This is a genomic window from Perlucidibaca piscinae DSM 21586, from assembly GCF_000420045.1.
Lineage (GTDB): Bacteria > Pseudomonadota > Gammaproteobacteria > Pseudomonadales > Moraxellaceae > Perlucidibaca > Perlucidibaca piscinae.
Map to the genome: position 1 here is coordinate 217,827 of NZ_ATUE01000006.1, position 21,897 is coordinate 239,723.

At 63.4% G+C, this 21,897-nt stretch carries 22 protein-coding genes; all 22 read left to right on the forward strand.

Annotated elements, in window-relative coordinates:
• Positions 1–688 precede the first annotated feature (688 nt).
• Positions 689–1,702, forward strand: a complete 1,014-nt coding sequence (locus tag F595_RS0105050) for a 2-dehydropantoate 2-reductase (protein ID WP_022955784.1) — start codon at positions 689–691, stop codon at positions 1,700–1,702.
• A gap of 215 nt (positions 1,703–1,917) precedes the next feature.
• Positions 1,918–2,526, forward strand: coding sequence for a hypothetical protein (locus tag F595_RS0105055; protein ID WP_156873802.1), 609 nt, complete (start codon positions 1,918–1,920; stop codon positions 2,524–2,526).
• Between the two features lie 258 nt (positions 2,527–2,784).
• Positions 2,785–3,804 carry a YfaP family protein gene (locus tag F595_RS14135; protein WP_022955786.1) on the forward strand — a complete coding sequence of 340 codons (1,020 nt, stop codon included), beginning with the start codon at positions 2,785–2,787 and terminating at the stop codon, positions 3,802–3,804.
• A gap of 126 nt (positions 3,805–3,930) precedes the next feature.
• Positions 3,931–4,602, forward strand: a complete 672-nt coding sequence (trhA, locus tag F595_RS0105065) for a PAQR family membrane homeostasis protein TrhA (RefSeq protein ID WP_022955787.1) — start codon at positions 3,931–3,933, stop codon at positions 4,600–4,602.
• 322 nt (positions 4,603–4,924) lie between these two features.
• Positions 4,925–5,287 carry a response regulator gene (locus tag F595_RS0105070; RefSeq protein ID WP_022955788.1) on the forward strand — a complete coding sequence of 121 codons (363 nt, stop codon included), beginning with the start codon at positions 4,925–4,927 and terminating at the stop codon, positions 5,285–5,287.
• A 10-nt stretch (positions 5,288–5,297) separates the two neighbouring features.
• On the forward strand, positions 5,298–5,771 hold the full coding sequence (locus tag F595_RS0105075; protein WP_022955789.1) for a hypothetical protein: 474 nt from the start codon (positions 5,298–5,300) through the stop codon (positions 5,769–5,771).
• Between the two features lie 11 nt (positions 5,772–5,782).
• Positions 5,783–7,591 (forward strand): chemotaxis protein CheA, encoded by a 1,809-nt coding sequence (locus F595_RS12855; RefSeq protein WP_022955790.1) that lies wholly within the window; start codon positions 5,783–5,785, stop codon positions 7,589–7,591.
• Between the two features lie 15 nt (positions 7,592–7,606).
• Positions 7,607–8,098, forward strand: coding sequence for a chemotaxis protein CheW (locus tag F595_RS0105085; protein ID WP_156873826.1), 492 nt, complete (start codon positions 7,607–7,609; stop codon positions 8,096–8,098).
• A 34-nt stretch (positions 8,099–8,132) separates the two neighbouring features.
• Positions 8,133–10,478: a methyl-accepting chemotaxis protein gene (locus F595_RS14930; protein WP_022955792.1), complete on the forward strand. Its 2,346-nt coding sequence runs from the start codon at positions 8,133–8,135 to the stop codon at positions 10,476–10,478.
• Between the two features lie 64 nt (positions 10,479–10,542).
• Positions 10,543–11,388, forward strand: a complete 846-nt coding sequence (locus F595_RS0105095; RefSeq protein ID WP_022955793.1) for a CheR family methyltransferase — start codon at positions 10,543–10,545, stop codon at positions 11,386–11,388.
• Between the two features lie 2 nt (positions 11,389–11,390).
• Positions 11,391–12,005: a chemoreceptor glutamine deamidase CheD gene (gene cheD, locus F595_RS0105100; protein WP_084682833.1), complete on the forward strand. Its 615-nt coding sequence runs from the start codon at positions 11,391–11,393 to the stop codon at positions 12,003–12,005.
• A gap of 1 nt (position 12,006) precedes the next feature.
• On the forward strand, positions 12,007–13,092 hold the full coding sequence (locus tag F595_RS0105105; RefSeq protein WP_051144638.1) for a protein-glutamate methylesterase/protein-glutamine glutaminase: 1,086 nt from the start codon (positions 12,007–12,009) through the stop codon (positions 13,090–13,092).
• Positions 13,093–13,257: 165 nt separating this feature from the next.
• Positions 13,258–13,734 (forward strand): flagellar basal body-associated FliL family protein, encoded by a 477-nt coding sequence (locus tag F595_RS12860; RefSeq protein ID WP_022955796.1) that lies wholly within the window; start codon positions 13,258–13,260, stop codon positions 13,732–13,734.
• Positions 13,735–13,744: 10 nt separating this feature from the next.
• Positions 13,745–14,734 (forward strand): flagellar motor switch protein FliM, encoded by a 990-nt coding sequence (locus F595_RS0105115; protein ID WP_022955797.1) that lies wholly within the window; start codon positions 13,745–13,747, stop codon positions 14,732–14,734.
• Positions 14,731–15,099 carry a flagellar motor switch protein FliN gene (fliN, locus tag F595_RS0105120; protein ID WP_084682834.1) on the forward strand — a complete coding sequence of 123 codons (369 nt, stop codon included), beginning with the start codon at positions 14,731–14,733 and terminating at the stop codon, positions 15,097–15,099. The genes F595_RS0105115 and fliN overlap by 4 nt, the downstream gene beginning before the upstream one ends.
• Before the next feature lie 14 nt (positions 15,100–15,113).
• A complete protein-coding gene (locus F595_RS12865; protein WP_022955799.1) occupies positions 15,114–15,560 on the forward strand; it encodes a FliO/MopB family protein in 447 nt (148 codons plus the stop codon).
• Entirely contained in the window at positions 15,557–16,303 is a 747-nt protein-coding gene (gene fliP, locus F595_RS0105130) for a flagellar type III secretion system pore protein FliP (protein ID WP_022955800.1), read from the forward strand. The genes F595_RS12865 and fliP overlap by 4 nt, the downstream gene beginning before the upstream one ends.
• A gap of 9 nt (positions 16,304–16,312) precedes the next feature.
• The gene (gene fliQ, locus F595_RS0105135) at positions 16,313–16,582 is read left to right on the forward strand and encodes a flagellar biosynthesis protein FliQ (RefSeq protein ID WP_022955801.1); all 270 of its coding nucleotides are present in this window, start codon (positions 16,313–16,315) and stop codon (positions 16,580–16,582) included.
• A gap of 16 nt (positions 16,583–16,598) precedes the next feature.
• A complete protein-coding gene (fliR, locus tag F595_RS0105140; protein WP_022955802.1) occupies positions 16,599–17,387 on the forward strand; it encodes a flagellar biosynthetic protein FliR in 789 nt (262 codons plus the stop codon).
• Positions 17,377–18,531 (forward strand): flagellar biosynthesis protein FlhB, encoded by a 1,155-nt coding sequence (flhB, locus tag F595_RS12870; RefSeq protein WP_022955803.1) that lies wholly within the window; start codon positions 17,377–17,379, stop codon positions 18,529–18,531. Before fliR ends, flhB begins: the two co-directional genes overlap by 11 nt.
• A gap of 2 nt (positions 18,532–18,533) precedes the next feature.
• Positions 18,534–20,675, forward strand: a complete 2,142-nt coding sequence (gene flhA, locus F595_RS0105150) for a flagellar biosynthesis protein FlhA (RefSeq protein ID WP_022955804.1) — start codon at positions 18,534–18,536, stop codon at positions 20,673–20,675.
• Between the two features lie 33 nt (positions 20,676–20,708).
• The gene (locus F595_RS0105155; RefSeq protein WP_022955805.1) at positions 20,709–21,890 is read left to right on the forward strand and encodes a flagellar biosynthesis protein FlhF; all 1,182 of its coding nucleotides are present in this window, start codon (positions 20,709–20,711) and stop codon (positions 21,888–21,890) included.
• Positions 21,891–21,897 lie beyond the last annotated feature (7 nt).

Here is a 21,897-nt window from a genome sequence, read left to right on the forward strand (position 1 = left end):
GCCACGCCCGCGGGCTTTTTTGGGCGCTCACGATGCACGTGCATGATCCCCTGGGGCCCGCGTCATTGCTGGGGCGCCAGGGGATCAGACGAGTGGAGATTTGCTTGCGGAATCATGCAGGGTCGGCATGGGTGTGCTCTGTGTCCGGTGATCTCTGGCAAGACAGGCTCAGGCGATTCATTTTGGGGGACGCATCGGAAACAGGTTAGAAAGGTTAGTGGCCCTGTTTTTTGCCCTCAAACCCAGCAATGGCGCGGGTTATAGGCATTACCCCTGTGAGGTTAGACGAGGTAATGCGTGAGGTTAGGTCATTGATTTCAAAGGGAGTGACTTTTCCGGAAAATTACCTTAGGTCTGGGTAATGCCATTACCTATAAATTACTCAATCCTAACTTTCAAATATGAATTGTAAGGCATTGATATATATTACTATATGTTCATATTTTATTGATTCTAACTTTTCTAACCTGTTTCCGATGGCTTGCCAAATTTTCTGTACGTTGCGTCAGTGTTGATACCCCGTGGCACAAGATCTGGACAATAAAAGGCCCTCAATCGAGGGCAGGAAAAGGCTATAAGACAGACGCCGCAAGGGATTCATGCAGCCCTGCGAAGCGTGAGGACATGCCTGATGACTGCACATACCCCCCCACTCTGTGGGGACGCCACCATTCGCAGGCGGCAGGTCATGACACGAATCGGCATTTTCGGGGCAGGCAGTGTCGGTTGCTACCTCGGCGGCCGTCTCGCTGCCGCCGGCGTGCCGGTGACACTGGTCGGGCGCGAGCGCCTGCTGCGCATCACGGCCGAGCACGGCCTCACCACCACCGATTACCAGGGCCATCATGCCCATGTCGCTCCGGACGAGTTCCGTTTCAGCACCCGGGCGGCCGACCTTGCCGATGCCGACGTCGTGCTGGTGACGGTGAAATCGGCTGCCACCGCCGATGCCGGCCGGGCGCTCGCCGAGGTGCTTCCTGCCGGCACGCCGGTGGTCAGCTTCCAGAACGGCATCCACAATGCCGCCACCCTGCAGGCGCTGCTGCCGGATCAGCCGGTGTTTGCCGGCATGGTGCCGTTCAACGTGCTGGATCGCGGGCAGGGCGGTTTTCACCAGGGCTCCGCAGGTGCGCTTGAGCTGGCGCGGGATACACGGCTGATGCCGCTCTTCGCGGAGCTTGCCGCAGCCGGTCTGGCGCCGGTCTGTCATGCCGACATGCCGGCCGTGCTCTGGGGCAAGCTGCTGCTCAACCTCAACAACCCCGTCAATGCGCTTTCCGGTCTGCCGCTCAGGGATGAGCTGTCACAGCGCAGCTTCCGTCGCTGTCTGGCGCTGGCGCAGCGCGAGGCACTTGCCGTGATGTCGGCGGCGGGCATCCGTCCGGCGCGCGTGACAGCGGTTCCCCCGAGCTGGCTGCCGCGCGTCATGGACGTGCCGGATGCCCTGTTCCGGCGTCTGGCCAGCCGCATGCTGGCGATCGATCCGCTGGCGCGCTCGTCGATGTGGGAGGACCTGGAGGCAGGTCGCCGCACCGAGATTGACTGGATCAACGGCGAGGTGGTGGCTCAGGCCGCGCGTCTGGGCATGCCGGCGCCCGTCAATGCCCGTCTGGTCGCGCTGATCCGTGACGCGGAGGCGGGCGGACGACGCGACTGGTCAGGCCCGGCCTTGCTCGCCGAGCTCACGGCAACAGGGTCCTGAGCGGCTGACTGCCCGGCACCGGGCAGCCCTTTCTGGGTATCTCGTATCAAGACTTCCATTCGTCTGGCTTCCATGTCGCCGGTCACATCGCGTGGCGGCGCCGACAGGCCTGTGCCATGTTTTCTGCGTGCAAGGCCTGCATCCGGGCTGTTTTTCCCAGTCGCCGACCAGCCCCCGGCATTCAAGGAAGAAAATGCATGAAGACAATCCATGGCGTGGCCATTCTGGCCGCATGCCTGAGCGCGTGCTCAGGCAGCGGTTCAGGCGATGCGGGGCGGCGCGACGCCGCAGCAACGGCATCCGGCGAGCAGGCGTCGGCAATGACGGCCGGCAATGATCAGCGCATGCGAGCCGCGGGCGGCGGGCACGGCGGGCACCTCGACGGTGGCGTGGACAGCAAGCCGGGCAAGGGGCATGACCACGAGGGCATCAGCGAGGATACCTCGCGCGGGCTCAAGGGGCGTGATCGTGATGGCAACGGCATTCGTGACGACATCGACCAGCTGATTGCGCAGAAGTTCTCGCCGACCCCGGAGGTGAAGCGTGCCGCCGAGCAGAAGGCGAGGGCGCTGCAGGCGATGATGGAGGCGTCAACCAAGGCGACGGTGCACAAGGCGGTATACGAGCTGGGGCGTTCGACGGCGTGTATTTTCAAAGTGATTCCAGAGAATAACGCGCAAGACGCAAAGATCCGACAGGCAATATCACAGGAAATCGAGGCATATACCGCCAATACCCGAGAGCGACTGCTCAAGTACATGGACTCCAATCGTCTTGCCGGTGGTGGCTATTTCTCGCAGCCGCCTGAACCAGTGTGTGACTGATCCAGGTGATTACTCATGAAAACTATCATCTACTTAATGCTGGCTGTGTTCTCACAGATCGGAATCCTGCATGCAAGTTCCGAGTGTACGGACGCTGAGGAGGCATTCCGCATAACTTTCACCAACGGGGTTTTGGTCAGCTCTGAAAGTGCTCTTTTATCAAAAGAGGCTCTAAAGAAAGTTTATGGCACCTCCCACAGCGGACAAGAAATCGAATATGACCTGGCCTACAACTACACCCACGGGCCGTTCACGGACATGGTGCAGGCAGCCGACCAGCATCTGAGCCAGTATTCCCACGAGGTGCTGCTCTGGCTGCACGGCGTGGGGGTGATTCCCGACTGGTTCCTGCAGATGCAGCAGCGCCTGCTGCAGGCGGCCTATGTCGCCAATGCACCCGAGCTGACCGACCATGTCGCCAAGTACCGCGATGCGGTGCTGCAGGGCCGCAAGGTGCTGATCGTGGCGCATTCGCAGGGCAACTTCTACGCCAACCAGGCGCACCAGATCCTGTCGTCGTCGCAGCCGGCGGTGCCCATGGGCAGCATCGGGATTGTCTCGGTGGCGTCGCCGGCCAACCGGGTGGCTGGTGGTGGCAGCCATGTCACGCATCACCGCGATGTCATCCAGTTCGTTCCCGGCAACCTGGCCACGAACTGGACGCTGACCGATCTGGCCACCGGTTTGCCGGCGGATGATCTGGGCTTTGTCGAGGCACACGCCTTCACCGGCACCTACCTGAGCCATGGCTACGACGTGCAAGGGCAGCTGCTGACGCTGGTGGCTGCCACCTTGTCGTCACTGCAGGATCCGCCGTCAGTGGCAGGCAGCGGCCCGGTCACCGCGACCCTGACCTGGGATACCGGCCAGAGCGATGTCGATCTGCATATCTTCGAGCCCGGTGGCGCACATGTCTTCTATGCGCAGCTGCAAGGCGAGAGCGGTGTTCTGGATGTCGACAATGTCACCGGCATCGGGCCGGAGCATTACTACACCGACTGCAACCAGCTTCAGGTCGGCAGCTACCGCTTCGGGGTCAACTACTACTTTGATCACACCAAGGAGTCGCTCAGTGATCCGTCACGTCCGGTCACGGCGACCGTGCTGCTGGGCACGCCGGGCAACAGCAGCACGACGACGGTGACCTTGACGCAGCATCTGGGCAATGCCGGCAACGGCAGTCCGACCCTGGTGGGAGAGATCCAGGTCTCGCGCATCAGCGACCCGGGCAATCCCAACCGGGACGGGCAGCTCAGCTACGACATCGTGACTTACTGAGGCCTGCGAGGAGTCGATGGCGCAGCCGGGGCGGGGGTGAAAACCCGCTCCCGTCGCGCCATCGGCAAGCGATTGTGATGTTCAGTACTGACTGTCATGATCGGGCATCATCAGCGGAGTCCCTTCATGCCCAAGCGTCCTGTTGCAGCGCCCGTCATCGCGGGATATTCCGTGAGCGAGGAGATTGCCAACGCCCTCAGTCACGGGCTGGCAATGGCGGCGGCAATCGTGGCCACCACGCTGATGCTGGTGAAGGGCCTGCCGGTGCTGACCGCCACCCAGCTGCTGGGGGTGGCGATCTACGGTGCCAGCCTGATCACCCTGTTTCTGGTCTCGACGCTTTATCACGCCTTCACGCACGAGCCCACCAAGGCGGTGCTCAAGCGTCTTGACCACTGTGCCATCTACCTGCTGATCGCCGGTACCTACACCCCCTATCTGACCATCACGCTGGACGGGCTGCTGGCGGATGTCATGCTGGCCGTGATCTGGGGCCTGGCCTTTGCCGGGGTGGCGTTCAAGATCTATTTCATCCACCGCTTCAAGCGCCTGTCGCTGGCGACCTATCTGCTCATGGGCTGGTTGTCCATGTTCATGATCTACGAGCTCTGGCTGAACCTGGACCGCACCGGTTTCTGGCTGCTGCTGGCCGGCGGGCTGTGCTTCACGCTGGGCGCGGTGTTCTATGCCGCCAAGCAGTACGCCTACACGCATGCGATCTGGCATGTCTTCGTGGTGGCAGGGGCCGCCTGCCATTGCATTTCGATTGCCGTCTACGTGATTCCGGCCGCTACCTGACCTGACTGGCGGACAGCCGGCAGGCAGGGGTGATGGCTCGACTCTTGTCGCATTGACAGCGCTTTTCCAGCCAAGTGTTTCAGCTGCCTGCCGTGATCAGGCAACGCTGCAAGCGCTGCACAATTAACCTTCCGCAACATCCGGCGACAGTGTAATCGCACATCCCGACACCGGTTTTTACCGTAACCCCGCATTGGCAACAGAGCAGCAACAATCGGCTGCAATTTTGCTTACGTAAACCGCTTCCCGCTGACTAAAGCGCGACGGAACCCGGCCGAGAAAGCCTGCAAGCTTCTAACCAATGAAGAGCAGGAGAATCTCCATGAAATTACTGATTGCCGACGACAGCAAAGCCATGCGACTGGTGATTGGCCACATGCTGCGCCAGGCCGGCTACAAGGGTCACCAGATCGTTGAAGCCGCCGATGGTGAAGAAGCCCTGGTGATGGTCGACAAGGAAAACCCGGACCTCATCATCTCGGATTGGAACATGCCCGGCAAGACCGGCATCGAAGTCCTGCAGAAGCTGCGTGAGGATGGCAACAAGACCACCTTCGGTTTTGTCACCACGGAAGTCAGCACCGAAATGCGTGCGCTGGCTGAAAACTCCGGCGCCGCCTTCCTGATCGGCAAGCCGTTCACGCCGGAAGACTTCCAGCGCGCTCTCGACACCTACCTCGCCTGAGGGCATCGCCATGCCACATGCCCTGCCCAGCACGGATGTCGTCGAACAGACACTGAGCGCCTTTGTGCGTCGTGAGGTGTTCGTCAAGGCATCACCCGCCGGTGGCGCGCCGCTGCAGTTTGCCGGCGTCTACCACGACAGCAGCCAGCAGCTGGTCGCCGTCTGCTTTGCTGACAACGCCTTTGCGGCAACGTCGGCCGCGGCGTTTGCGCTGATTCCGGCGCCGGTGGCGCGCGAGGCAGCGGCCAGCGGCAAGCTGGACGAGTCGCTGGTGGAGATCTTCGCCGAGGTGCTCAACGTGCTCTCGCGCCTGTTCACCAGCAATGACAGCCAGCGCATCACCCTGCGCGACAAGTACCTCTCGGCCGGCAGCGTGCCGGCCGACATCATGGCCTGCGCCAGCGGACCGAACAGCCTGGACCTGCTCGTCGACATCGACGGGTATGGCAAGGGGCGCCTGGTGCTTGGACTGATCAAGGCCTGAGGGAGACGATCATGAGCTTCGACATGGACATGAGCGAGTTTCACGCCATCTTCTTTGAAGAGGCGGGTGAGCATCTCGCCAGTCTGGAATCCCTGCTGCTCGAGCTCGATCGCGACAACCCGGATCCGGAACACCTGAACGCCATTTTCCGTGCCGCCCACTCCATCAAGGGCAGCAGCTCGACCTTCGGTTTTCCCGACATGGCGGCTGTCACCCATGATCTGGAAACCCTGCTGGATCGGGTGCGCAAGCAGGAAATGCCGCTGACCGATCACATCATCGACATCACGCTGGCAGCTCGCGACGTGCTGCTGGCCCAGCTTGCCCACCATCAGGGTGGCGAGCCGGTGGCAGCCGAGGTGGTCGAGCAGCTGATCACGGAAATTCGCCGTCTTGCCGCCAGCGCCGACGACATGGTGGTTGCGCCGGCCGTGGCTGCGCCCGACACGGTGGCCGTCGCAGAACCCGCCGAGGTGGTTTCCGAGTCGTCAGCGGCGGATGTCGCGGACGCTGTGGATGCCGATCCGGTGGTGTCTGTCGCAGCCGCCAGCGTGACCGCCGAACCGGTGCGTGCCCAGGACAAGCCCGGCAACGTGGTGAAGATGCCCAAGGCATCCACGGCCAGTGAAACCTCGATTCGTGTCAGCGTGGAGAAAGTCGACCAGCTCATCAATCTGGTCGGCGAGCTCGTCATTACCCAGTCCATGCTGGCGCAGACCGCGCAGGTCGGCATGAACAGCGATGACGGACTCGATCACGAGAAGCTCAACGAGCGTCTGCAGCAGCTGGAGCGCAACACCCGCGAGCTGCAGGAGTCGGTGATGAGCATCCGCATGCTGCCGGTGAGCTCGGTGTTCAACCGCTTCCCGCGTCTGGTGCGCGATCTCGCCGGCAAGCTCGGCAAGCAGATCGAGCTGCGCACCATCGGTGAAGCCACTGAAATCGATCGCGGCGTGATCGAGAAGATCACCGATCCGCTGACCCACCTGATCCGCAACAGCGTCGATCACGGCATCGAGACCGAGGCCGAGCGCGAGGCTGCCGGCAAGCCGGTCAAGGGCATCGTCACCCTGTCTGCCTATCACCAGGGTGGCAGCGTGGTCATCGACATCAGTGATGACGGACGCGGTCTGAACCGTGACAAGCTGCTGTCCAAGGCGCGCGAGCGCGGCGTCCCGGTGGCCGAGAATCCCACCGACCAGGATGTCTGGCAGCTCATCTTCGCACCTGGCTTCTCCACCGCCGAAGCCGTCACCGATGTCTCCGGACGCGGTGTCGGCATGGACGTGGTGAAGCGCAACATCGAGCAGCTCGGCGGACGTGTCGAGCTCAATTCGGTGACCGGCAAGGGCACCACCATCAGCATTCGCCTGCCGCTGACGCTGGCCATCATGGATGGCATGTCGGTGGGCATCGGCGACCAGACCTACATCGTGCCGCTGACCGCCATCATCGAGTCGCTGCGCCCGCAGGCCGAGGACGTCAAGTCGGTGGCGAGCCGCGGCCGCGTGGTCTATGTCCGCGGCGAGTACCTGCCGCTGGTGGCGCTGCATGAGGTCTTCTGCCTGACCCCCAAGACCGACAGACCGGAGCAGGGCATCCTGATCATCGTCGATACCGAAGCGGGTCGGCATGCGCTGTTCGTGGACGAGCTGCTGGGTCAGCGCCAGGTCGTCATCAAGAGTCTCGAATCCAATTACCGCAAGGTTCCGGGCATATCCGCCGCGACCATCATGGGGGACGGCAGTGTCTCCATGATTCTCGACGTGTCGGAAGCGGTGCGCCTGGGCAAGCGATCCCCTCTGGCCTGTGCTGTCTAGGAGCATGCCGACATGATGGAAGCATTGAACGTGCAAGAAAATGGCAAACCCCGCACCGGTCAGGAGTTTCTGACCTTCGCCCTCGGCAACGAGGAATACGGGATAGACATCCTCAAGGTCCAGGAGATCCGGGGCTACGAGAAGGTCACGCAGATCGTCAATGCGCCCGGCTTCATCAAGGGCGTGATCAACCTGCGCGGCACCATCGTGCCGATCATCGACCTGCGCCTGAAGTTCAAGCTCGGGAGCGCCGAATACACCCCCTTCACGGTGGTCATCATCCTCAACCTGTCCAGCCGCGTCGTCGGCGTGGTGGTGGACAGCGTGTCGGATGTCATCCAGCTCGACCCCGAAGAGATCCGCGAAGCCCCGCCGCTCAATGGCAGCGAGGTGGATACCCGCTTCATCCGCGGTCTGGCCACGCTCAACGAGCGCATGGTCATCCTGATGGACATCGAAACCCTGATGTGCAGCCCCGACATGGCCCTGATGGCCGATGCCGCCTGATCACGACTGACCCATCCGTCCTGGAGACAGAAAAATGCGTACCAACCTCCCCGTGACCGGCCATGAGAAGTTCCTTGAAGAGGGCGAGTTCATCCTCTCCAAGGCCGACCTCAAGGGCAACATCACCTACATCAACCGGACCTTCATCGAGATGTCCGGGTTCACCGAAGCCGAGCTTGCCGACCAGCCACACAACATCCTGCGCCACCCGGACATGCCGCCGGAAGCGTTCCGGGATTTCTGGGCGACCCTGAAGTCGGGCAAGTCCTGGAGCGGTCTGGTCAAGAACCGCTGCAAGAACGGTGACCACTACTGGGTGCAGGCCAACGCGTCGCCGATCTTCCAGAACGGCACCGTGTCCGGCTACATGTCGGTGCGTACCCGTCCGGATCGTCGTGCCGTCGACCAGGCCGAGGAGCTCTACCGCAAGATGCGCAGCGGCGAGTACAAGGCCACCCTCAAGGAAGGCCGCGTGATCGAGCCCGGTATCAAGGGCAAGCTGCAGGAGCTGGGCAACTTCAAGCTGCGCACCCGCATGCTGATGAGCTTTGCCGCAATGCTGTCGTTCACTGCGCTGCTGGGCTGGATGGCCACGCACGATGCCAGTTCGCTGCCGCTGCTGCGCCAGTACCTGACTCCGATCACCCTGGCGGGTCTGGGCCTGGTGTCCTGGCTGATGTACCAGTCCTACAAGGTGGTGGTGGACCCGATTGACCGCATCCGTCGCCAGATGGTGGAAATCGCCAACGGCAACATGTCGCTGCTGATCAACAAGGACCGCGATGACGAGATCGGTGACATGACCGATGCCTTCAAGTCCATGTTCATCAAGCTGCGCTTCGACATGGCCGACACTCGTCGCACCGCCGATGCCGCCCAGCGCATGAACTTCGCGCTCGACAACGTGTCCACTGTGGTCACCGTGTCGAACGAGGAGAACAACCTGATCTACATGAACCAGGCCGCGCGCAAGCTACTCGAGAGCATCTTCAAGAGCTCGGCAGCCGTTGACCGCCTGTTCGGCCACCCGCTGGCCAACTCGCTGACCGACGAGAAGCTGCTGGCCATCACCCGTGGCCGTCTCGAGAAGCCGCAGCTGGCCGAAGGCCAGGTCGGTGACCGCATCATCCGTCTCGCCACCAGCCCGGTGATCGATTCCAAGGGCGTCTACCACGGCCGCGTCTGCCAGTGGACCGACCGCACCGCGGAAATCGCCGCCGAGAAGGAAGTGGCCGCGATGGTGGAAGCTGCCGCCGCCGGCGACTTCTCGCACCGCATCAAGGAAGCCGACAAGGAAGGCTTCTTCAAGACCCTGGCACACGACCTCAACGCCTTCGTGGAGGCAGCGGACAACGGCCTCAACGATGTCGTGCGCGTGCTCAATGCCTTGGCCCAGGGTGATCTGACCCAGACTATCGAGCGTGAATACCGCGGCACCTTCGCGCAGATGAAGACCGACGCCAACGCCACCGTGTCGCAGCTCAAGCAGATCGTCGGCACCATCACCGAAGCCACTGACGCCATCAACAACGCGGCCAAGGAAATCGCGGCCGGCAACGCTGACCTGTCGCGTCGTACCGAGTCGCAGGCGGCCAACCTGGAAGAGACCGCGTCGAGCACCGAAGAGCTCACCAACACCGTGCGCAACAACGCCGACAACGCCACCCAGGCCAGCCAGCTGGCAGCCACCTCCTCGGAAGTGGCGGATCGTGGCGGTCGCGTGGTCAAGGAAGTGGTGACCACCATGGGTGCCATCCAGGAGTCGTCGAGCAAGATCGCCGAGATCATCAACGTCATCGACGGCATTGCCTTCCAGACCAACATCCTCGCCCTCAACGCGGCGGTGGAAGCGGCGCGTGCCGGTGAGCAGGGTCGCGGTTTCGCGGTGGTTGCCGGTGAAGTCCGCAACCTGGCGCAGCGCTCGGCATCGGCTGCCAAGGAGATCAAGGAGCTGATCTCGGAGTCGGTGGCCAAGGTCTCGAATGGCTACAAGCTGGTGGAAACCGCCGGTCAGACCATGGAAGAGATCGTCGAGTCGACCCAGCGCGTGTCGTCGATCATGAGCGACATCTCGGCCGCCTCGGAAGAGCAGCGCACCGGCATCATGCAGCTCAACCAGGCCATCACCAGCATGGACGAGACCACGCAGCAGAACGCTGCCCTGGTCGAAGAGGCTGCCGCCTCGGCGCAGTCCCTGGAAGACCAGGCCGCCAACCTCAGCCAGGCAGTCAGCGTGTTCCGCATCGACGGTCGCGCCAAGTCCGGTCGCCAGGCCAGCAATGTCGAGCGTCTGCCGGTGCGCAGCGCCGGTGGTGCAGCGCGCATGAAGCCGCGCAGCTCGGCCGCGCCCAAGCTGGATGACGAGTGGGAAGAGTTCTGAGTCATGACGTGAATCCCGGGGCCGTCACTCGGCCCCGGTCAACCCGATCCTGCAAGGAAAGATCATGAAGCCGCATGTCAGCATCCTCGACAAGGAACGCATCTTTGATTTCACCGAAAGTGATTTCAAGGTGGTTCAGAAACTGATCTACGATCATGCCGGCATCCGTCTTTCCGATACCAAGCATGACATGGTGTACAGCCGCATCATCCGCCGGCTGCGTGCCACCAAGCTCAACAGCTTCAACGAGTACCTGTCGCTGATCCAGCGTGATCGCGACGAGTGGGAAGCCTTCGTCAACAGCCTGACTACCAACCTGACCTCGTTCTTTCGCGAGGACTACCACTTTCCCATCCTTGCCGAGCGCCTGAAGCAGAAGGCGGGCCGTGACGTGCGCATCTGGTGCAGCGCCGCCTCGACCGGCGAGGAACCCTATTCCCTGGCCATGACCGCGATGGAGGCACTGGGCCCCAGCGCCGTTGATCGCGTCGAGATCGTGGCCACCGACATCGATACCAGCGTGCTCGCCAAGTGCGAGGCCGGTATCTATGGCGAGGAGCGCATCGAGAAGATCGAGCCGCGCTACCACAAGTACTTTCTGCGCGGCACCGGTGCCAAGGCCGGCTTTGTCCGCGTCAAGCCGGACCTGCAGCGCATGACCAGTTTCCGCCAGCTCAACCTGCTGGCGCCGGACTGGCCCATCCAGGGCCAGTTCGACATCCTGTTCTGCCGCAACGTGCTGATCTACTTCGACAAGGAGACGCAGCGCCGGGTGCTGGAGCGTTTCATTCCCTACATGGCACCGGATGCGCTGCTCTTTGTCGGCCATTCCGAGTCCCTGCTGCATCTGGGAGACCTGTTTCGTCTGCGCGGCAAGACCGTCTACGAACTGCGCAACCAGGGTCGCTGATCATGTCCAGGATCCGTCAGCGGGCGGTACGCGGCGAGCGCTTGCCCGGTGACGAGTTCGTAGCCAAGAGCCGCTTCCATGATCACCAGCTCAAGTGCGACGTGATCAAGATCATGCCCGGCGAGTTCTATGTCGCCAGCGGGCATATCGCGCTGGCCACGGTGCTGGGCTCCTGCGTGGCGGCCTGTGTCTGGGACCCCATCACGCAGATCGGCGGCATGAACCACTTCATGCTGGCCAATGCGGCAGGCCACCTCGATGGCCGTGCCGACAGCATGCGCTATGGCGCCTTCGCCATGGAAACCCTGATTCGTCATGTGCTGGCTGCCGGCGCGCTCAGCCATTCGCTGCAGGCCAAGGTCTTCGGCGGCGGCCAGGTGCTGCGCGGCTTCACCTCAAGCGATGTCGGCATGCGCAATGCCGAGTTCGTGCTGGACTATCTGGCGGATCAGGAGATTCCTGTCACCGGCCAGGACCTGGGCGATGTCTACCCCCGAAAGATCTATTTCTTCCCTGATACCGGCAAGGTGATGATGCGCCGGCTGCCCGTCAACGAAAGTACGTCCGTGCTGATGGAAGAGCAGCAGTACCGTCAACGCATTGCAAGAGAGGCATGAGATGGCATTACCCAATTCGTCCGTGCAGACCGTGCACGAGCGTCAGATACGCGTTCTGGTGGTGGATGATTCGCCCGCCATGCGCCTGCTGCTGCAGCAGATCATCAACAAGCATGAAGACATGCGCGTGATCGGCTCGGCACCCGATCCGCTGGTGGCGCGCGAGATGATCAAGGAGCTGGAGCCGGACCTGATCACGCTGGACATCGAGATGCCCGGCATGAACGGCCTCGATTTCCTGGAGCGCATCATGCGCTTGCGACCGATGCCCGTGCTGATGATCTCCAGCCGAACCGCCGAAGGCAGCGAGCACAGCCTGCGCGCCCTGGAGCTGGGGGCGGTGGACATCATCCAGAAGCGGGCACTGACCGACAAGGCGGCCATGGCCGGCATGGCGGAGGAGGTGGGCGAGAAGATCCGTGCCGCCTACAAGGCGGTCGCTCATTTTCAGGGTCGGCAGCCGTTGCGCGTGGTCAACAAGCCTGGCCTGGTGCATGTCGACAGCAAGTTCGATCCGCGCAAGCTGCTGTTCGTGGGTGCCTCCACGGGCGGTACCGAGGCCATCAAGGCCCTGCTCGACGTGCTGCCGCCGCATTGCCCGCCGGTGCTGATTGCGCAGCACATGCCGGAAGACTTCACCGCACGCTTTGCCAAGCGCCTCAACGACACCTGCACCATCCGGGTCAAGGAGGCGGTGCATGGCGAGCGTGTGCAGGCCGGTTGTGCCTACATCGCGCCCGGGCATTCGCATCTGCTCGTCCGGCGCATCGCCGGCGGCGGTTACGAGACCCAGCTCTCGGACGCGCCCGAGGTCAATCGTCACCGGCCCTCGGTGGATGTGCTTTTCGATTCCGCGGCCGACCAGGTCGGCAAGCTCTGCTCCGGCGTGCTGCTCACCGGCATGGGCAAGGACGGTGCCGCCGGTCTGCTGCGCATGCGCCAGACCGGCGCCCTGACCTACACCCAGAGCGAAGCCAGCTGCGTGGTATGGGGAATGCCGCGCGCGGCCTACCAGATGGGCGCTTCATGCGCGGAGGGCACACCGGCCGAGCTCGCCAATCTGGCGCTCAACAGCCTGCGGCTCTGACGCTGACAAATTCCCGACCATGGCCGTGCCGCTGCCGGGAATTTGACGCAACCCCTCTGGTAGTGTGTTTGCAAGATCATGTTTTAAAACGAAATTCAAGTTGGCATGTGAATTGCTTTAGTCTTGCAGACAGTCTCTACTGACGTGCAAAAGGACTCAGGCATCATGTCGAAGAAAGCCATCATCCTGCTTGTGGCCGGGATATTCCTGATGCTGGTTGCCAGCATCGGTGCCACCCTGTTCATTGCCAAGACCTACCTGGCACCGCACCCCGAGACGGATGCCAAAGAGGCGGCGGCGGCTGCCAAGCCGGCAGCAGTTCCCGATCCGGTCTACTTCACCATTGATCCGGCCTTTGTCGTCAACATCCAGGATGGCGCGCGCATGCGCTTCTTCCAGTTGCAGGTCGACATCATGGCCCGCGATCCGGCCGTCATCAAACGCTTCGAGAAATACCAGCCGCGCATCAAGGGCGAGCTGACCATGCTCTATGGCGGTGTCACCTCGGAACAGATCTACAGCCCGGAAGGTCGCGTGACGCTGCAGAAGAGCACGCTCGACACCATCAACAAGGTGCTCACCGAGGAGTCCGGCGAGGGCGGCATCCAGGCCGTCTATTTCACCAAGTTCGTGGTTCAGTGAGGGCCGCATCATGAGCAACCTGCTCGAGCCTGCCGAACTGGAGGCGCTGATGGGCGAGATGCAGCCATCGGCGGATGGCGGATCGGCCGGCAGCCAGGATTCGCGTGACCGCTATGACTTCGCCACCCAGGACTACGCCGTCCAGCGCCTGATTCCGGCGCTGTCGCTGGTGCAGACCCAGTTCGCCGAGGCCCTCAAGCTGCGCCTGCGCCAGCTTGTGCCGGGCATGGACAATGTCCGTGCCGAGCGCGTCAACGTGATGAAGTTCGGTGAACTGCAGCGCACCTTGCTGCCGCCCTGCGACATTTCGGTGATTTCCGCGCAGCCGCTGGCCGCGCCCATGTACCTGGTGTTCGAACCTGACCTGGTGTTCTCGCTGGTCGATCATTTCTTCGGGGGGCGTGGCAATACCGGCGGCAAGCGTCTGCAGGCCGATTTCTCGCCCTCCGAGAGCCGCTTCATGCAGCAGCTGGTACGTGCCTTGCTGCCGGATCTCGGCCAGAGCTGGCACAGCGTGGTCGACATCAGCCCGGTGCTGACCGAGCGTCATGGCGATCTGCGCTTCATTGACGACCTCAAGCAGAGCGACACGCTGCTGGCGACACGCTTCGCCGTGACCCTGCCGGGGCAGGAGTCCGGTGTCTGGCTGCTGGTGCCCTGGGCGGCCATTGATCCGGTGCGTGAGCATCTCGGCGGACAGAATCGTAGCAATCGTCAGGAGCACGATGCGCTCTGGCAGCAACGTCTGCTACAAGGCGTGGAGTCTGCCGCTCTTGAGGTGGTGGCGCGTCTGAACGAGTCGCGCATGCCGTTGTCACGGGTGTCGCGACTCAAGGTGGGGGACGTGATTCCCATTGATTCGCCGCAGTCGGTGACCCTGCTGATCGAGAATCTGGCCATGATGACCGGCACCTTCGGCAGCCATGACGGTCAGCTGGCGGTGAAGGTGCAGCAGTCGCTGGATCCCATGTCCCACGTTTCCCAGAGGATGAAATCATGATGGATGACAACAACCCGGCTGAGCTGAGTGATCCTGGCATGCCGCAGGCTGCCGGATTGCGCGAGCTGAAAGGCCAGTCCGAGAGTTCCCTTGGCGGGGGTGCGCATGTCAATCTCGACATGATCATGGACGTGAACGTGTCCGTGTCGGTCGAGGTCGGTCGTGCCCGCATGAGCATCAATGACCTGCTCAAGCTCAGTCAGGGTGCCATCATCGAGCTCGACCGCATGGCTGGCGAACCGCTGGATGTGCTGGTCAACGGCACCCTGGTGGCACGCGGCGAGATCGTCGTGGTCCGTGACAAGTTCGGCATCATGCTCACCGAGGTGGTGAGCCCGGAAGAGCGCCTGCGTCGCTTGAGATAACAAGGACAAGAACCATGACGCGAGTATGCGGCACGTGCGTAGAGCGGCTGGCGGCAGTGCCGCTGCTGCTGTCTTCAACCTGCCTGTGGGCGGCGCCAGCGCCGGCCGAGGTGGCACCGCTGTCGCTGGGCAGCGTGTTTTCCGTGCTTTTCGGCCTAGTGGTGGTGGTGGCGTTGCTGCTCGGCACAGCCTGGCTGATTCGTCGCCTGCAGGGGCTGCAACAGCCTAGCCTGGGTGTGATACAGCCGATCGCGCATCTGCAGCTGGGGCTCAAGGAGCGCATCCTGCTCGTCCGCATTGACCAGGAGAATGTGCTCATCGGCTGCACGCCGCAGGGCATACGTGCGCTGCACGCCTGGCAGGGGCCGCCGCCGCAGGGCATTCAGCCCGCAGGCGAGGGCATGGCCATGAACGCCCCCTTCGTCGAGCACCTCAAGCGTCTGCTGGGTGAGAAGAAATGAGGGCAGGCTGGCGTGTGCTGATCGCGCTGGCGCTGCTGCTGCCAGCGGCTGCCTGGGCCGAGGGGCAGGGCGTGCCGGTGCTCAGCGCCAGCCGCAATGCCGCTGGCGGCCAGGATTACAGCGTCTCCATCCAGCTCCTGGTGATCATGACGCTGCTGACGCTGCTGCCGGCGATCCTGCTCGGCATGACCGCGTTCACCCGCATCATCATCGTGCTGGCGCTGCTGCGCCAGGCCCTGGGTACCGGCCAGACGCCGTCCAACCAGGTGCTGCTCAGCGCCGCGCTGTTTCTCTCGCTGTTCGTCATGCAGCCGGTGTTCGAGCGCATCTACAACGATGCCGTGGTGCCCTATCAGAACGACACCCTAGCCTTCGAGCCGGCGCTGCAGAAGGCGGCTGCGCCCTTGCGCCAGTTCATGCTGGCGCAGACTCGCGAGGATGACATCGCGCTGTTTGCTGGCATCGCCCGTGCCGGCACCTTCCAGACTCCGGACGACGTGCCGTTTCCGGTGCTCGCTGCCGCCTTCCTGACCAGCGAGCTGAAGACCGCGTTCCAGATCGGCTTCCTGCTCTTCATTCCTTTCATCGTCATCGACCTGGTGGTGGCCAGCGTGCTCATGGCCATGGGCATGATGATGCTGTCGCCGATGATGATCTCGCTGCCGTTCAAGATCATGCTCTTCGTGCTGGTCGATGGCTGGGCGCTGATCATGGGCTCGCTGGCCGCCAGCTTCCAGACCTGAGGTGCTGCCATGACTCCCGATATGGTGATCGAACTGGGCCGCCAGGCACTCATCGTGACCGTGCTGCTGGCAGCGCCACTGCTGATCTCGGCGCTGATCGCCGGCTTGCTCATCGGCCTGTTCCAGGCTGCCACGCAGATCCAGGACATGACCCTGAGCTTCATTCCCAAGCTCATCGTGCTGATTGTGGCCCTGGGCCTCACCGGGCACTGGATGCTGCGCCTGCTCATCGACTACACCCGCAATCTGTTCCAGATGATTCCGGGCGTGGCGAACTGACGGCAGCACGGCAGCCATGGTCATCTCCGACGCCCAGCTCGCCGGCTGGCTCACCGCCTGGTGGCTGCCCTTCGTGCGCATCAGTGCCGCCATGATGGCGGCGCCGCTGTTCAGCCATCGCGCCGTGCTGCCGCAGGTGCGTCTGGGCATCGCGCTGGTGGTGGCGGCGCTGCTGGCGCCGTGGCAGCCGACCATTCCGGACTTCAATCCGCTCAGCCTGCAGGGCGTCCTGATGACCGCCAACGAGATCCTCATCGGCGTGCTCATGGGCTTCATTCTGCAGCTGGTGTTCGAGGCCGTGCTGTTCGCCGGACAGTTCATCGCCACCGGCATGGGTCTGGGCTTCGCCACCCTGGTGGATCCCCAGCAGGGCATCTCGGTGGCGGTGGTCGGCCAGTTCCTGATGATGATGGCGCTGCTGCTGTTCCTGGCCATGAACGGGCATCTCGCCTACATACAGATGGTCGCGGACAGTTTCGCGCTGTGGCCCATCGGCAGTGCCTGGGTCAGCCCGGACACCCTGCAGCTGGGTATTGCCTGGGTCGGGCAGATGCTGCGCGGCGCCCTCGGCATCGCGCTGCCGGCGGTGATCGCGCTGCTGGTGGTGCAGATCGCCATGGGGGTGATGAGTCGTTCGGCGCCCTCGCTGAACCTGTTCGCGGTGGGTTTTCCGGTGACCCTGATGGTTGGCCTGATCGTGCTGGAGCGGACCCTGCCGGCGCTGCTGCCGCAGGTTGAACGCCTGTTCCTGGGCGCCCTCGACGCCATGCGTCAACTTCTGGAGAGTGGCAACCGTGTCCTCTGAAGAAGGCCAGGAACGCACCGAACAGCCTACCGCCAAAAAGCTGGAGGATGCCCGCAAGAAGGGCCAGGTCGTGCGTTCCCGCGAATTGGCCACCATGCTGGTCACGATGGCAGCGGCCACCGTGCTCATGGTGCTCGGCGGCTCCTTCCTGGATGGCTTTCTGCGTCTGCTGCGCTACGGCTTCTCGCCGAGCTTTCTCAATACCCGTGATCCGCAGCAGCTGCCGACCCTGTTCCAGACCTTCCTGATGGAGTCGCTTTTCCTGGTCTGGCCCATGCTGCTGGTGTGTTTCGTGGCGGCGCTGATCGCCAACGTGATGCTCGGTGGCATGACCTTCTCGCTGGGCTTCAAGCTCGAGAAGCTCAACCCAATCACCGGCATCGGCCGCCTGTTCTCGACCCAGAGCCTGGTCGAGCTGATCAAGTCCGTGCTCAAGGTGGTGTTCATCGGGGGCGTCGCCTGGATACTGCTGGAAATGCTCACCGACGACATTCTCGAGCTGTCGCTGCAGTCGCCCGAGGCGGCCATCATGTCCAGCGGCAGCCTGCTGGTCTGGTTCTTTCTGGTGGTCAGCATGCCTTTGCTGCTGATCGCGCTGATCGACGTGCCCTGGCAGCTGTTCAGCCACAATAAGCAGCTCAAGATGACGCGCCAGGAAGTGCTCGACGAGCACAAAGAAAGCGAAGGCCGTCCGGAAGTGAAGTCACGCATCCGCCAGGCCCAGCAGGAGGCTTCGCGCCGACGCATGATGGAAAAGGTGCCGACCGCCGACGTCATCATCACCAACCCCACGCATTACGCGGTGGCGCTGAAGTACGATGCCAGCAAGGGCAGTGCGCCGGTGGTGGTGGCCAAGGGCATCGACGAGGTGGCGGCCCGCATCCGCGAGCTGGCCCGGGACAATGACGTGCCGCTGGTGGCGTCGGCGAAGCTGGCGCGTGCGGTCTATGCCAGCTGCGATCTCGATGCCGAGATTCCCGCCGGGCTCTATCTGGCGGTGGCACAGATCCTGACGTATGTGTACCAGCTCAAGCAGTGGCAGGAGATGGGAGGCGACTTCCCGGATGTGCCCGTGCCCGAGGTGGATGACCAGTACTTGAAAGATCACGGCTTTGACCGGCCGTCGAACCCAATGGATAGTTGAACATGGCTTCTTCAGCGCAGAACGGCAACTGGCAGCACACGATCAGGGACCTGAGCCGCAACGGCACCGGCATTCTCGTGCTCATTCTCGCGTTGCTGGGCATGCTCATCCTGCCGCTGCCGCCGTTTCTGCTCGACCTGTTCTTCACCTTCAACATCGCGCTGTCGCTGGTGGTGCTGTTCGCGGTCATCTATGTGCAGCGTCCGATGGATTTCAGCGCCTTTCCCAGCGTGCTGCTGATCGCCACGCTGCTGCGTCTGGCGCTCAACGTGGCCTCGACCCGGGTGGTGCTGATAGAGGGCCACAACGGCCCCGGCGCGGCCGGCCAGGTCATCGAGTCGTTCGGCCATTTCATCATTGGCGGCAACTTCGCGGTCGGCATCGTCGTCTTCATGATCCTGGTCATCATCAACTTCATGGTGGTGACCAAGGGCGCCGGCCGGGTCTCGGAAGTGACCGCGCGCTTCACCCTCGATGCCATGCCCGGCAAGCAGATGGCCATCGACGCCGACCTCAATGCCGGCGTGCTGACGCAGGAAGAGGCGCGCAAGCGCCGCGAGGACGTGCGCATCGAGTCGGACTTCTACGGCGCGATGGACGGTGCCAGCAAGTTCGTCAAGGGTGACGCCATCGCCGGCATTCTCATTCTCTTCATCAACCTGATCGGCGGCATGATCATCGGCGTGCTGCAGCACGACCTGTCGGCCGGCACCGCCGCCGAATACTACGTGCTGCTCAGCATCGGCGACGGCCTGGTGGCGCAGATCCCGGCGCTGCTGCTGTCGATCGCGGTCGCCATCATCGTCACCCGCATCTCGCGCAGCGGCACCATGAGCGAGCAGGTGGTCGGGCAGATGTTCGACAACTCCAAGGTGCTCTACCTGTCCGGTGTCATTCTGCTGCTGATCGGCATCATTCCCGGCATGCCGCACCTGGTGTTCCTGCTGCTGGGCGGCGCCTGCATGGGCGGCGGCTGGCTGATCGACCAGAAGGCGCTGCAGCCCGAGGTGGTCAGCGAAGGGGGCGCGGCGGCGGCGGGTGCGGGTGGTGCAGCAGCCGGTGCGGCGGCCGCGAAGGCGCCGACCGAGGTGCAGTGGGAGGACGTCACCCAGCAGGATGTCATCGGTCTCGAGGTCGGTTACCGCCTGATTCCGCTGGTCGACCGCAACCAGGGCGGCGAGCTGGTCGGCCGCATCACCGGCGTCCGCAAGAAGCTGTCCAAGGACCTCGGCTTCCTGGTGCAGTCCGTGCACATCCGCGACAACCTCGACATGCCGCCCACCGGCTACCGCCTGCTGGTGCTGGGCGACGTGGTGGCGCAGGGCGAGATCCAGCCCGGCATGGACCTGGCCATCAACCCGGGCCAGGTGCATGGCACGTTGCGCGGTCTGCCCACCCGGGATCCGGCATTCGGCATGGAGGCACTGTGGATCGAGCCCGCGCTGCGCGATCAGGCCCAGAGCCTGGGCTACACCGTGGTCGATACCGGCACCGTGATCGCCACCCACCTCAGCCAGGTCATCCGTCAGCACGCCCACGAGCTGCTCGGCCACGAGGAAGTGCAGCAGCTGCTGGACCGTCTGGCGCAGTCCGATCCGCGCCTGGTCGAGAACCTGGTGCCTAAGCAGCTGCCGCTGAGCGTGGTGGTGCGGGTGCTGCAGAACCTGCTGCGCGAGGGCGTGTCGATCCGCAGTTTACGCCTGATCGCCGAATCCTTGGCGGAGCAGGCGCCGCGCACCAAGAACCCTGATGAACTGCTGGAAGGTGTCCGCATCGCGTTGGGTCGAATGATTGTTCAGGAAATCAACGGCTTGGACGAAGAGATGCCGGTGATGGTGCTGGATCCAGAGTTGGAACAGATCTTGCTAAACAGTATCAGAGGCGGCGCAGGGTCGGTCGGACTGGAACCCGGACTGGCCGAGCGCATGCAACAGGGACTGGCGGATTACGCCCGTCGCCAGGAGGCTCTGGGACAGCCGGCGGTGCTGCTGGTATCCCCCGGCATCCGGTCGTGGATATCGCGGTTCATACGCCGCAGCATCCCGTCCCTGGCTGTGCTGTCCTACAACGAAGTACCTGACAATAAGCAGGTGCGCCTGGTGACCAGTCTTGGCCCCCAGGGGCGCCTGACCCAGAGCGGATAAGGCTTGCCGGGCAGCTGGCAAGGAGAACGGAACATGAAGATCAAGAAGTATCGCGCCGTCGACAGCCAGCAAGCCCTGCGGATGATCCGCGCCGAACTCGGCCCGGACGCCAGCATCCTCACCACCTACCAGGTGCCCGAGGGTGTCGAGATCGTGGTCGCGATCGATACCCCTGATCTCGTCGATGCCGACGCTCCGGCGGCACGCCAGGCCAGCGTCAAGACACCGGCAGTCGCGCCGGTTCGTCAAAAAACCGACGTCGCACCGGCCGCCGACCAGGATCTGCACTCCCTGCGTCAGGAGCTGGGCTCCATGCGCTCCCTGCTGGAACGCCATCTGCATCGCCTCGCCGTGCGCGAGCCGCATCTGGCCGGTGGCGCCGATGACAGCCTGCTGTCGCGTCTCGGCAGTCTCGGTCTGCATGGCCAGCTCGCCCAGCGCGTGCAGGCCATCCTGCCCAGAGGTGCAGGGGCCGGCGAGCTGGCAGCCGCCGTGCAGACCTGCCTGGGCGATCTGGCGCGTCCGCTCTCGACCCGGACCGGCATCACCGCCCTGATCGGCACACCGGGTGCCGGCAAGACCCACATCATGGCCACGCTGGCTCTGCAGCATGTGCTCAGCCATCAGGCCGAGCCGCTGTTCCTGGTCAGCATGGATACCCAGCGCCTGGGCGCACGCGAACAGCTGTCGGCGCTGGGACGCATGCTGCGGCTGCCGGTCCTGTTTGCTGCAGACCATGAAATTTTGACAACCGAACTCGCACAATTGCCCGCAAATGCGCGTGTTATCGTCGATACAGCAGGCATTGATGCGCACGATGCCGTCGGCATCGCGGCTCTGGGCCGTACCCTGCAGGCCATCGGCACGACACAGCGTGCTCTGGTGCTGCCCATGGACATGGCCCTTGGCCAGCGCGAGCGGGTGCTGGCTGCCTATGCCGGGCTAACGCCGGACGGAATCATCGCCACCCGCGTCGACGCCCTGGACAACCTGGGTGAGCTGGCGTCCTGGCTGCTCGAGACCGGCATCAGCTGGTTCGGTGCCAGCCAGAGCCGCGACCCCTCTGCGGCCTGGCAGGCCGCAGACGCCGACTGGCTGGCCGAGCGCATTGCCGCCGCCTGGCAGGTCCCGGTGCCGGCAGCCGCCGCGGCCGTGACAGCGGCCAGCGAGCCGGTGTCGCGCTGGTCCTGGACCGCCCAGCGCGCCAGCGCCTGATCACGCA

Coding starts and splice junctions, on each gene's coding strand:
- F595_RS14135 (WP_022955786.1), top strand. CDS start 2,785: ATGGTGCAGGCAGCCGACCAGCATCTGAGCCAGTATTCCCACGAGGTG.
- fliR (WP_022955802.1), top strand. CDS start 16,599: ATGGTCATCTCCGACGCCCAGCTCGCCGGCTGGCTCACCGCCTGGTGG.
- fliP (WP_022955800.1), top strand. CDS start 15,557: ATGAGGGCAGGCTGGCGTGTGCTGATCGCGCTGGCGCTGCTGCTGCCA.
- F595_RS12865 (WP_022955799.1), top strand. CDS start 15,114: ATGACGCGAGTATGCGGCACGTGCGTAGAGCGGCTGGCGGCAGTGCCG.
- F595_RS0105095 (WP_022955793.1), top strand. CDS start 10,543: ATGAAGCCGCATGTCAGCATCCTCGACAAGGAACGCATCTTTGATTTC.
- F595_RS12860 (WP_022955796.1), top strand. CDS start 13,258: ATGTCGAAGAAAGCCATCATCCTGCTTGTGGCCGGGATATTCCTGATG.
- F595_RS14930 (WP_022955792.1), top strand. CDS start 8,133: ATGCGTACCAACCTCCCCGTGACCGGCCATGAGAAGTTCCTTGAAGAG.
- F595_RS0105070 (WP_022955788.1), top strand. CDS start 4,925: ATGAAATTACTGATTGCCGACGACAGCAAAGCCATGCGACTGGTGATT.
- cheD (WP_084682833.1), top strand. CDS start 11,391: ATGTCCAGGATCCGTCAGCGGGCGGTACGCGGCGAGCGCTTGCCCGGT.
- flhA (WP_022955804.1), top strand. CDS start 18,534: ATGGCTTCTTCAGCGCAGAACGGCAACTGGCAGCACACGATCAGGGAC.
- F595_RS0105050 (WP_022955784.1), top strand. CDS start 689: ATGACACGAATCGGCATTTTCGGGGCAGGCAGTGTCGGTTGCTACCTC.
- fliQ (WP_022955801.1), top strand. CDS start 16,313: ATGACTCCCGATATGGTGATCGAACTGGGCCGCCAGGCACTCATCGTG.
- F595_RS0105085 (WP_156873826.1), top strand. CDS start 7,607: ATGGAAGCATTGAACGTGCAAGAAAATGGCAAACCCCGCACCGGTCAG.
- F595_RS0105155 (WP_022955805.1), top strand. CDS start 20,709: ATGAAGATCAAGAAGTATCGCGCCGTCGACAGCCAGCAAGCCCTGCGG.
- trhA (WP_022955787.1), top strand. CDS start 3,931: ATGCCCAAGCGTCCTGTTGCAGCGCCCGTCATCGCGGGATATTCCGTG.
- F595_RS0105115 (WP_022955797.1), top strand. CDS start 13,745: ATGAGCAACCTGCTCGAGCCTGCCGAACTGGAGGCGCTGATGGGCGAG.
- F595_RS0105075 (WP_022955789.1), top strand. CDS start 5,298: ATGCCACATGCCCTGCCCAGCACGGATGTCGTCGAACAGACACTGAGC.
- fliN (WP_084682834.1), top strand. CDS start 14,731: ATGATGGATGACAACAACCCGGCTGAGCTGAGTGATCCTGGCATGCCG.
- F595_RS0105105 (WP_051144638.1), top strand. CDS start 12,007: ATGGCATTACCCAATTCGTCCGTGCAGACCGTGCACGAGCGTCAGATA.
- F595_RS12855 (WP_022955790.1), top strand. CDS start 5,783: ATGAGCTTCGACATGGACATGAGCGAGTTTCACGCCATCTTCTTTGAA.